Here is a 10,202-nt window from a genome sequence, read left to right as displayed (position 1 = left end):
GGGGTGTGGTCGGTGGGTGTTCCCGGCTTTCGTTGCCGGGTGGCGGTTCGGGTTCGTGGTGGCGGGTGGCGGTTTCGCGCGTGGGGCTGGGACTTTTCGTCGCATTTTCATCCATTCGAACGGTTTTTCGCTCATGGCTCTCCGTTTTGGGTAGAATGGTGTGGTGAATACGAACTGGGGAACTCTTACCGCCGATGAGGCGCTGGCCTGTCTTGCTGTCGCACAGCGGGAACTCTCTGCCGCGCAGGCGAAAATGGTGCGGGCGATGGCTCGTCTCAACCAACTCCGGCAGCGTGATCCCACGGTGGCGGATGAGATTTCCCTGGAATTGCACGTCACCCGGCAGATGGCCGCTGCCCGGCTTGAGTTGGCTGATGCGCTCGTCACGCGGCTGCCGTGTGTGCTGGCCGAAATCGAGGCCGGGAATACCGATCTGCACGCGGCGGCGAAAATTCATGATGCCACTTCGGCGTTACCGGACGAGAAATGCCGGGACGTGGACGCGGCTCTCGCGCCCCGGCTGGCGGGCCGGGATGCGACGCAGATCCGGCGGGCGGCCCGGGACCTCGTCCACCGGATCGACCCCGAGGGTTCAGGCGAGCGTGCGGCGAAGCGGCGGGAAGATCGTAGTGTGCGGATCGTCCACGAGGACGACGCGATGGCCAGCCTGACGGCGTACCTGCCCGCTGAGGTTGCTGCCGCCGGCTACTCGCGGATCGACCGGATCGCCCGCCATCGCAGGAACGGCGGTGACGAGCGCACCCTGGACCAGCTTCGCGCCGACACCTTGTCCGATCTGGTGCTGGGCACCGAACGCCACGAAGCGCGGGCGACGGTCTTCCTGCACGTGCCGATCGGCACCGCACTGGGTGTGACCGAGCGCGGCGCGTTCCTCGAAGGGCACGGGCCCATTCCCGGGACGATCGCCCGCGGCATCCTCAACGATCCGGCGAGCGTGTGGAAGAAAGTCCTGACCGATCCCGCTTCGGGCGCGGTGCTGGATGTCGGTCGCAAAACACGACGGCCCCCGGCTGCGGTGCGGGATTTGGCACGGGCACGGGACCGGGAATGCGGCGTCGCGCACTGCCACCGGCCCGCCCATCACTCGCAACTCGACCACGTCCGACGCTGGCGCCACCAGGGCCAGACCAGTGCCGCGAATCTGCACGCGCTGTGCGCTCACCACAACCGGCTACGGGAGAAACCCGGCTGGGACGTCCATTTCCACGACGCCACCGGCGAGACCACCATTACCACCCCGGCGGGGCGCAGCCTCCACGACCGACCCGAACCACTCCAGGATCCCGGCCACCCGAAGGCCGCATAACCCCGGGAAACTTCCCTGCGCGCTACGCGCGTCCGTTGCTGCCCCAAGCCCCACAAACCTCAGCGCAACGCCAAAGAACCTCAGCGAGCCACCAGAAACGCCGAAGTGGAAACCACCCCGCGCACCACGAACCGCGACTCCCCGCTCAGGTGCGCATCCAAGGCGTCCCGCACCCCGGGCCATCCCGGGTCCCCGTAGTCATCCATCACCACGACCGCCCCCGGCGAAGCGATGCGCTCCGCCCAGGCCAGGTCCTTCGCGACACCTTCACGCGAATGGTCACCGTCGATGACGATGACGTCGAACCCCTCCCCCACCGCGTCGCGCACCGAATCCTCGGTGGACAGTCCGCGTTCCACCCGCACCCGCTCGAGGTCCACGCCCCCGAACCGCAGGTTGGCGTGCAGCGTGCCGAGCGTGACCGGGGTGCCGGACGGGTCGGTGGCGCGCTCGCGTTCCGGCTGCAGCTGCACCGACTCCAGTGGGTCGACGATCACGAGGTCGTGCACGTGCCCATGACGCAGTAGCTGTTTGTGCAGTCCCGCCGCGAAAACACCGAACAGGGTGCCGATTTCCAGTACCCGCACCGGCTTTTCGCGCCGCCGCAGCAACAGGGGCGCCGCGACCAGTTTGCCGAGGATGTTGCTGGTGGTGCCCGCGATCCGGCCGACGCACCGTGCTTCGAGGTCGACGAGCATCCGGTACGCCTGCGCCACCTGCGAAAGCGCGTCCGGGACCCGTGTGGTCTCGCGCACCTGGCGGACCAGCTCGTCCAGCTGTTCGCGGGTCAGCATCCGGTCGTTGAGCCTGCCGTCCGGCCCGTACAACAACTCGGTGGTGACGTCACGCGCGGCGACGCGCGCGACGACGGCGGTGATCGCCTTGTCGGCAAGGGGACGGACCGCGGAACGTAGAGAACCCATGATGCCGCAGGGTATTCGCCGCGGCCCGATCCCGCTCGCCGATCAGGGCTCCAGGCAGATCCCGCGCCGCACGAGCTCGTCCACCTCGGTGCCGCCATATCCCAGCTCCGCCAGGATTTCCCGGGTGTGCTGGCCCAGCAACGGGCTCGGCGCCCGCACTTCGCCGGGCGTGTCGGACAGCCGGATCGTGATCCCGACCTCTCGGCACCAGCCGTACTCGGGGTGGTGGTGCTCGATGACCTGACCGGTTTCGGCCAGCGATTCCTCCCACAACAGCTCGGGCATCGCCGGGTCCTCACGCGGGATTTCCACCGGCACGCCGGCCTCGTCGAGCGCCGCGAAGGCCTCCGTGGTCGGCAGTTTCCCGAAAGCGTCCGCCAGCAGCGCGGCCAGCTGGTCCGGACCTGCCTGCCGGGCCTGCTCGGTGCCGAACTCCTCGATCCACTCCGGATGCCCCAGCGCGGTCGCGAGTTTCCCGAACCGCTCGTCGCCGAGCACCGCGATCATCACCCAGCCGTCCGCCGTGCGGTACAGCCGGTACAACGGCGACCAGCCCATGGTGTCCGCGTCGAGCTGATGCGCGTACACCGGGTTGCCCTCGCCGTCGGCGGCCATTTCGGTGCGCACGAACAGGCTCGAATGCAGCTGCGGGCTCTCCACGTACTGGCCCTCGCCCGTGTTCTGCCGCGACAGCAACGCCATCAGGATGCCCACCGCGCCGAGGAACCCGTTGTACAGGTCCTCGTTGCCCATCACCCGGCGGATCGGCGGGTTGCCCTCGCCGGAGCCGATGAAGTTCATCCCGGCGAACCCGGATTGCAGCGGGGCGAACGACTTCAGCGTCGACTTCGGCCCGGAGGAACCGAACCCCGGCAGGTACGCGTACACCAGCTTCGGGTTGATCTCGCGCAGCTGCTCGTAGCCGAGCCCGATCTTCTCCGCCTTGCCGGGACGGAAGTTCACCGCCACCACGTCCGCGTCGGCGACGAGCTTGCGGACCGCTTCCTGGCCTTCGGGAGTGCGCATGTCGATGCACAGCGCCCGTTTCCCGCGCTGCGACGCCTCCCACAGGTCACCCAGCGGCCGCATCTGGTCACCCGAGGGCGGCTCCACCTTGACCACGTCCGCGCCGAGGTCGCACAGCAGTTTCGAGCCGAACCCGGTGGCGAAGAACGAACTGAAGTCGACGATCTTCACCCCCGACAACGCGCCTCGCAGCTCGCCACCACCGCTCGGTTTCCAAGCCTCCGCACGGGAAACCGAGCACCCGTTGTGCGCGCCCACCGCCGGCGCCGGCTCCGGTTTCGCCGCGGGCGTGCCCGCGAACCGCACCGCCGGGCCGATCTGCCGCACCGTGCCGTAGTCGGGATCGTCGAGTTCGACGGCCACGCCGGCGTACCGCACCTGCTCGTCGTCGAAGACCTCGTTCGGCCGCAACACGGGCAGGCAAGCGATGTCCGCATCCGCGAACAGCCGCACCCACTCGTCACGCGGCTTCGATTTGAACGCCTGGGGCACGAGGTCACGCGCGATCTCGTACTCCTCGTCGTTCAGCGGCACGGACATCTCCGGCCCGTCGATCCGCTGCACCTTGTCGCCGAACCCGAGCAGGTCCATCATCCGCTGGTACGAACCGGGCCCGCCGGTGTGCGGGATCAGCCAGTTGCCGTCCGCGCATTCGAACGGGTCGGTGATCAAGCGCTTGCGGCCGAAACCCTGTTTCGTGCCGCTGCGCGCCAGGTACGAGATGTCCTTCTCGTTCCACCACCAGTTCATGCTGCAGATCGCGAGCATGCCGTCCAAAAGGGAGGTGCCGACCGACTGCCCGCGCCCGGTGATCTTCCGCGCGTGCAAGGCCGAAAGCACGCCGATCGTGGCGAGGAACGCGGTGCCGTAGGAAACGGTGGGGTGCCCGAGGAAGACCGGCCCGTCGCGGTGCGCGCGCTGCTCGGCCGTCATGCCCATCCGCGCGTTCAGCAGCGCCTCGTACCCCGGCCGTTCGGCCAGCGGACCCGAAGTGCCGTAGCCGGACAGAGACACACACACCAGCTCCGGGTGACGTTCCCGCAGGGCCGCGTGGTCGAAGCCGCCCGACTCCAGGAAGACGTCCGCGTTCGCGAGTAGTCCGTGCAGCGTCTCCTGTCCCTCCGAAGTGGACAGATCGGCGGTGACGCTCCACTTGCCACGGTCGGCGGTCTTGCGGAAGTTCTTCTCCACCAAGGGAACGTGCCCCGGCCGCTCCACCTTGACCACCCGGGCGCCGTAGTCGGCCAGCAGCATTCCGGTGATCCCGGACGGCATGCCCCAGCTCGCGTCCACGACGACGAGACCAGCCAGCGGACCTGCCATGTTCACTCCTCGCTCGTTCCGTGCGCGGCCACTTCGGCCAGTTCCCGCGCGAACTTCTGTTCCGCCTTGGCCCGCAGCGCGGGCACGTGGTACGAGGGGAACAGCCCCGGCTCGGGCTCGACGCCCTTCAGCAGCTGCCGCGCGATCGAGAGCTTGTGCAGCTCGGTCGCGCCGTCCACCAGGCCCATGTGCGCGCTCTCGGAAAGCCATTTGCCCAGCGGCAGTTCCTTCGAGATACCCAGCGAACCGTGCAGCTGCACCGCGCGCCCGGCCACGTTCTGCAGCACCTTCGGCATCGCCGCCTTGACCGCCGCGATGTCGGTGATCACCTTCTTGTAGTCGTTGTAGCGGTCGATCCGCCACGCCGTGCGCAGCACCAGCAACCGGAACTGCTCCAGCTCGATCCACGAGTCGGCGATCATCTCCTGCACCAGCTGCTGGTCGCCCAGCCTGCGGCCGCGGGCGGTGCGGGAAACGGCGCGGGACAGCATCATGTCGAGCGAGCGCCGCACCAGCCCGACGGTGCGCATCGCATGGTGGATGCGCCCGCCGCCGAGGCGGGTCTGCGCCACCTCGAAGCCCTGCCCGACACCGCCGAGGATGTGGTCGCGCGGGATCCGCACGTCCTCCCAGCGCGTGTAGGCGTGCGTGCCCTCTTCGTAGTCGTGGCCCCACACCCCGCTGTTGCGCACGATGCTCAGGCCCGGGGTGTCCGCGGGCACGATGAACATCGAGAGCCGCCGGTGCGGTTCGGCTTCCGGGTCGGTCACCGCCATCACGATGTAGAAGGACGCGAAGCGGGCGTTGGAGCCGAACCACTTCTCGCCGTTGATGACCCATTCGTCCCCGTCGAGGCGCGCCGTCGTCCGGAATTCGACGGGGTTGGAGCCGCCCTGCGGTTCGGTCATCGCGTAGCAGGACACGATCTCGTTCTGGATGAGCGGCTCGAGGTAACGCTCCTTCAGCTCGGGCGTGCCGTAGTGGGCGAGGATCTCGGTGTTGCCGGAATCCGGTGCCTGGCAGCCGAACACGATCGGCCCGCTGTGCGTGCGGCCCAGTATTTCGTTGAGCAGCGCCAGTTGCAGCTGCCCGTAGCCCTGGCCGCCGAGTTCCGGCCCGAGGTGCGTCGCCCACAGCCCCTGCGCGCGGACCTGGTCCTGCAGCCGCGGAATGAGCTTCCGCCGCAACGGGTCGGCGAGGTCGTAGGCGTGGGTGATCACCTGGTCGACGGGCTCGACCTCTTCGGTGACGAACTCTTCGGCCCAGTCGAGCACCTTCCGGTACCCGGGATCCGTTTCGAATCCCCAGCTCATGGAACTCCTTAGTGTCGGTTCGCCGGTCGTCATCGCGAAAGGGCCTGGCCGCCGTCGACCGGAACGACCGTGCCGGTGGTGTAGGAGGACATCTCGCCGGCCAGGTACAGCGCGGTGCCGACGATCTCCTCCGGCCGCCCGGCCCTGCCGAGCGGATAGCGGCGGAACTTCTCTTCGGCCGCCTTCATGTCCCAGGCCTTGCTGATGTCGGTGAGGAAGGGGCCGCACATGATCGCGTTGACCCGCACCTTCGGCCCGTAGGCCTGGGCGAAGCCGAGGGTCAGCAGGTTCAGCCCGGCCTTGGCCGCGCCGTAGGGCAGCTCGGCGACGCTGGGTTTGGCCGAAGCGGTGCTGGAGATGTTGATGACCGAGCCGCCATCGCCCCGCGCCATCCGGGAGGCCACCAGCGTGGTCAGCCGGAACGGGCCCTTGAGGTTGACGGCCATGACCTTGTCGTAGAGCTCCTCGGAGATGGTCTCCAGTGAGTCGTACAGCGGGGACATCCCGGCGTTGTTGACGAGCACGTCACACCGGCCGAACTCCTCGTACACGCGCTCGACCAGGGTGTCCTGCGCGGCCCAGTCGCCCATGTGGCACGACACCGCCAGCGCGCGGCGGCCGGTGGCCTCGCGCACCTCGGCGGCGACCTCCTCGCAGCGGTCGAGCTTGCGGCTGGCCACCACGACGTCGGCACCGGCCTCGGCGAAGGCCAGCACCATCTCGCGGCCCAGCCCCCTGCTCCCGCCGGTGACCAGTGCGACCCTGCCGTCCAGCCGGTGCCCGGCGAACCGCCCGTCGGTCATGCGCCACTCCTCAATCCATAAACATCAATAGCATTAATGTAAGCAAGGATGGGCGTGCGGACAAGCCCTGGCGCAAGACTCCCCCACGGGAGGCAATTGATGTATATGTTTAGCATCGGAAAACCACGGGAGGCACGGACATGACGGCAGCCGGACGCCCGAAGAAGACCGCGCTCCTCGTCGCGCAGCGGATCGTGGAGGACATCAACGCCCGCGGCAACCACGTCGGCGACCGCCTCCCGCCGGAGAAGGTCATGCTGGAGGACTACGACGTCGGCCGCGGCACGCTGCGCGAGTCCCTGCGCTTCCTCGAACTGCAGGGCGTGCTCACGCTCAAGCCCGGCCCCAGCGGCGGGCCGATCGTGCAGCAGCCCGACAGCACCGCGCTGGCCAACTCGCTGAGCCTGCTGCTGCAGTTCCAGAAGGCACCCTTCAAGACAGTCATCGAGACACGTGTCGCCCTGGAGCCCGCGATGGCGCGGCAGGCGGCCGAGCGGATGTCCGAAGAGGACGTGCAACGGCTGTTCGGGATCATCGACCTGGAACGCAGGCACGAGAACGACCACGCGGCGTTCCTCGAACAGACCAGGCGGTTCCACACCGCGATCGCGCACGGCTCGGGCAACGTGATCTTCGCGTCACTGTTCGTGGCGCTGTTCGACATCCTCGACGGCGCCGCCGTGGGCGTGCAGTACCCGGCGAGGCAACGGAAACTGACCATCGACATCCAGTCCGCGATCGCCACCGCCATACTCGAGCGGGACGGCGCGCGCGCCGAGGAGCTCATGGGCACGCACATGAGGGCGCTGGAGTCGTACACGAAGAAGCACTACGCCGAGGCGCTGTCGGCGCCCGTGACCTGGAGGACGTGAGCATGACCGCCCCGAGCCGCCCCATCCCGGTCCCCGACGAGATCACCCAGGAGTTCTGGGACGCCGTCCGCGAGCACCGGCTGGTGATCCAGCACTGCTCGTCGTGCTCCCGGTTCAACCACACGCCGAGCCTCACCTGCCGGTCCTGCGGCGGCGCGGAGCTTTCGTACCGCGAGGTTTCCGGGCGCGGCACGGTGCACTCGTACACCGTGATCGAACATCCGCCGGGGCCCGGTTTCGCCGATCTGGTGCCGTTCGTGATCGTGATCGTCGAACTGGCCGAGCAGCCGCGGCTGTTCCTCACCGCCGACCTGCTCGGCGTGGCACCGGCGGACATCCGGCTCGGCATGGACGTCGAGGTGACCTTCGAAGAGATCGGCGAGGGCTGCACGCTTCCGCAGTTCCGGCCGGCCGGGGAGTGAGCGGCAGATGCACGAGATTCGCGACAAGGTGGCCGTGGCCGGCGTCGGCTACAGCGAGCTGGGCCGGCGGCTGCCGCGCACGCTCGCGTCGCTGACGGTCGAAGCCTGCGACAACGCGATCGCCGACGCCGGCCTCACGCGCGCGGCGGTCGACGGTGTCGCCACCTCCCCCACGATGCCGCGCTACGGCGGGGAAAAGGGCACCGGCGAGGGGATCGACGTGGTCACCCCGTACTACCTGCCGGAGCTGCTGGGTATCACCGGGCAGATCCTGTGGACCGGCTCGACCAACGGCATGGTCACGCAAAGCCTGATGGACGCGGCGATGGCCGTTTACTCGGGCGTGTGCACGCACGCGCTGGTGTACCGCTCGCTGCACGTGCCCGCCGGCACGTATGTGAACTACGACAGCTCGCGCGCGGCGGGGCCGGACCAGTTCATGGCGCCGTTCGGCTACAGCATGCCGCCCGCGTGGGCCGCGACCGTGCTGCGCCGGTATCTGGATCTGTACGGTTACACGCGCGAGGATCTGGCGCCCTACATCGTGCGCAACCGGGAGCACACGCGGCTGAACCCGAACGGGTACTGGAAGGACAAACCCCTTACCGCGCAAGACTATCTGGACGCGCGGATGGTCGCGGACCCGATGACGATCCTGGACTGCGACATCCCCGTCGACGGTGCCGTGGCTCTGTTGCTGACCTCCACCGAGCGCGCCAGGGACCTGCGGCAGCCGCCCGCACTGCTCACCGGTTTCGCCGCGGCGACGTACCCGCATCCCGGCGGCGCGATCATGACGCTGGAGGACCTCGTCGACGGCGCGGAGGAGGTCGCGCGGCGGCTGTGGGACTCGTCCGGGCTGGGGCCGGACGACATCGACAATGCCCAGCTGTACGACGGGTTCAGCGTGTTCGTGCACACCTGGGCGGAGGGCATGGGTCTGGTCGGCCGCGGTGAGTCCGTCGCGTTCAGCCGGGACGGGCACACGGGGCTGCACGGGAAGCTGCCGATGAACACGGGCGGCGGCGCACTCGGCGAAGGCAGGCTGCACGGCATGACGCACCTCGCGGAGGCCGTCATGCAGGTCACCGACCGCGCCGGCGCCCGTCAGGTCCCCGGCGCCGCCCGCTCCCTCGCGACCATTTCCAACGGCCTGAGCAAATCGACGGCATTCATCTTCAGCCGCGACGCCTGACCCCGCCCCCGCGGGCCGTTTTTGCCTCCCCCGCGGGCGTGTTTGCCGTTCCCGCGGGCGTGTTTGCCGTTCCCGCGGGCGTGTTGGCCGTTCCCGCGCGCGAGTTGGCCGCCCACGCGGGCGTGTTCGCCCCCGCGCGCGAGTTGGCCGCCCACGCGGGCGTGTTCGCCCCCGCGCGCGAGTTGGCCGCCCACGCGGGCGTGTTCGCCCCCGCGCGCGAGTTGGCCGCCCACGCGGGCGTGTTCGCCCCCGCGCGCGAGTTGGCCGCCCACGCTGGCGTGTTCGCCCCCGCGCGCGAGTTGGCCGCCCACGCTGGCGTGTTCGCCCCTCCTGCGCGCGAGTTGGCCCCTCCGTCGGCGGTGCGGGTTCACGGGCCGCCGCCAGCGGCCAACTCGCCAACCCCGGCAGCCAACACGCCGACCGGAACGGCCAACACGCCGACTGGAGCGGCCAACACACGCACGCCAGCGGCCAACACCCGTGGCGCTAGGGGTAAACCGCGACGAAGCGGCCGTCGACGTCGCCCTTGCGGAGGCGTTCCAGGGCGTCCGGGATCTCCTCGAAGGTGATCGGCGAGATCTTGGCGGTCAGGTCCCCGGTGGCGAACAGGTCGTAGACCGCCGCGATGTTGCCGACCGTGCCGCTGCGCGAGCCGACGAGGGTGACCTGCTTGAACACCAGCGTGCCGGTCGGCAGTTCCGCCGAAAGCCTCCCCATACCCACCTGCACGACGGTGCCGAAGTCCCGCACCGTCTCGATCGCCGCGGCCGTGGTGGTGCCGAAACCGGCGAAGTCGATGATCACGTCGAGCTGCTCGCCGGCGAAGGCCGCGATGTCACCGGCCACGCCGTCGGCACCGAGTTCCTTGGCCAGCGGCCAGATCTGCTCCTTCTTCTCGGCGACGAAAACGCTTGCTCCCTGGAGCACGGCGATCCGCGTCCCCATCTGCCCGAGCCCGCCGAGGCCGATGATGCCGACCTTCTGCCCCGCCCGCACCC

9 protein-coding genes are annotated in these 10,202 nt (G+C 69.1%); 4 read left to right on the top strand and 5 right to left on the bottom strand.

The annotated features are described in order from the left end of the window. The first annotated feature begins 163 nt into the window (after positions 1-163). A complete protein-coding gene (locus tag FPZ12_RS44360; RefSeq protein WP_166463115.1) occupies positions 164-1,327 on the top strand; it encodes an HNH endonuclease signature motif containing protein in 1,164 nt (387 codons plus the stop codon). A gap of 80 nt (positions 1,328-1,407) precedes the next feature. Here the strand turns inward: FPZ12_RS44360 and FPZ12_RS44355 are convergent, their stop codons facing one another. From FPZ12_RS44355 to FPZ12_RS44340, 4 genes are read right to left on the bottom strand one after another with little or no spacing between them, the layout of a single operon-like run. Then, positions 1,408-2,250, bottom strand: coding sequence for a class I SAM-dependent methyltransferase (locus FPZ12_RS44355; RefSeq protein WP_144761121.1), 843 nt, complete (start codon positions 2,248-2,250; stop codon positions 1,408-1,410). A 42-nt stretch (positions 2,251-2,292) separates the two neighbouring features. Next, positions 2,293-4,599 (bottom strand): CaiB/BaiF CoA transferase family protein, encoded by a 2,307-nt coding sequence (locus FPZ12_RS44350; protein WP_144761118.1) that lies wholly within the window; start codon positions 4,597-4,599, stop codon positions 2,293-2,295. Between the two features lie 2 nt (positions 4,600-4,601). Further along, positions 4,602-5,912, bottom strand: coding sequence for an acyl-CoA dehydrogenase family protein (locus FPZ12_RS44345; protein WP_144761115.1), 1,311 nt, complete (start codon positions 5,910-5,912; stop codon positions 4,602-4,604). 29 nt (positions 5,913-5,941) lie between these two features. Then, positions 5,942-6,715, bottom strand: a complete 774-nt coding sequence (locus tag FPZ12_RS44340; RefSeq protein ID WP_144761112.1) for an SDR family NAD(P)-dependent oxidoreductase — start codon at positions 6,713-6,715, stop codon at positions 5,942-5,944. A gap of 140 nt (positions 6,716-6,855) precedes the next feature. Here FPZ12_RS44340 and FPZ12_RS44335 point away from each other — a divergent pair, with 140 nt between their 5' ends. The 3 genes from FPZ12_RS44335 to FPZ12_RS44325 are packed head-to-tail and all read left to right on the top strand — an operon-like array spanning position 6,856 to position 9,204. Further along, positions 6,856-7,587 (top strand): FadR/GntR family transcriptional regulator, encoded by a 732-nt coding sequence (locus FPZ12_RS44335; RefSeq protein WP_144761109.1) that lies wholly within the window; start codon positions 6,856-6,858, stop codon positions 7,585-7,587. Between the two features lie 2 nt (positions 7,588-7,589). Further along, the gene (locus FPZ12_RS44330; RefSeq protein ID WP_144761106.1) at positions 7,590-8,009 is read left to right on the top strand and encodes a Zn-ribbon domain-containing OB-fold protein; all 420 of its coding nucleotides are present in this window, start codon (positions 7,590-7,592) and stop codon (positions 8,007-8,009) included. A gap of 7 nt (positions 8,010-8,016) precedes the next feature. Continuing rightward, entirely contained in the window at positions 8,017-9,204 is a 1,188-nt protein-coding gene (locus FPZ12_RS44325) for a thiolase C-terminal domain-containing protein (protein WP_144761103.1), read from the top strand. 486 nt (positions 9,205-9,690) lie between these two features. Here the strand turns inward: FPZ12_RS44325 and FPZ12_RS44320 are convergent. Beyond that, positions 9,691-10,202, bottom strand: a 512-nt coding sequence (locus FPZ12_RS44320) for a zinc-binding dehydrogenase (protein WP_166463114.1), incomplete at its 5' end; no start/stop codon positions are given.

The sequence above is a fragment of the Amycolatopsis acidicola genome, from assembly GCF_007713735.2.
GTDB classification, from domain to species: domain Bacteria; phylum Actinomycetota; class Actinomycetes; order Mycobacteriales; family Pseudonocardiaceae; genus Amycolatopsis_E; species Amycolatopsis_E acidicola.
The sequence above is the reverse complement of the archived record's forward strand: the minus strand, read 5'-3'. Positions and strand labels throughout refer to the sequence as shown.

Coding starts and splice junctions, on each gene's coding strand:
- FPZ12_RS44330 (WP_144761106.1), top strand. CDS start 7,590: ATGACCGCCCCGAGCCGCCCCATCCCGGTCCCCGACGAGATCACCCAG.
- FPZ12_RS44345 (WP_144761115.1), bottom strand. CDS start 5,912: ATGAGCTGGGGATTCGAAACGGATCCCGGGTACCGGAAGGTGCTCGAC.
- FPZ12_RS44335 (WP_144761109.1), top strand. CDS start 6,856: ATGACGGCAGCCGGACGCCCGAAGAAGACCGCGCTCCTCGTCGCGCAG.
- FPZ12_RS44340 (WP_144761112.1), bottom strand. CDS start 6,715: ATGACCGACGGGCGGTTCGCCGGGCACCGGCTGGACGGCAGGGTCGCA.
- FPZ12_RS44350 (WP_144761118.1), bottom strand. CDS start 4,599: ATGGCAGGTCCGCTGGCTGGTCTCGTCGTCGTGGACGCGAGCTGGGGC.
- FPZ12_RS44325 (WP_144761103.1), top strand. CDS start 8,017: ATGCACGAGATTCGCGACAAGGTGGCCGTGGCCGGCGTCGGCTACAGC.
- FPZ12_RS44355 (WP_144761121.1), bottom strand. CDS start 2,250: ATGGGTTCTCTACGTTCCGCGGTCCGTCCCCTTGCCGACAAGGCGATC.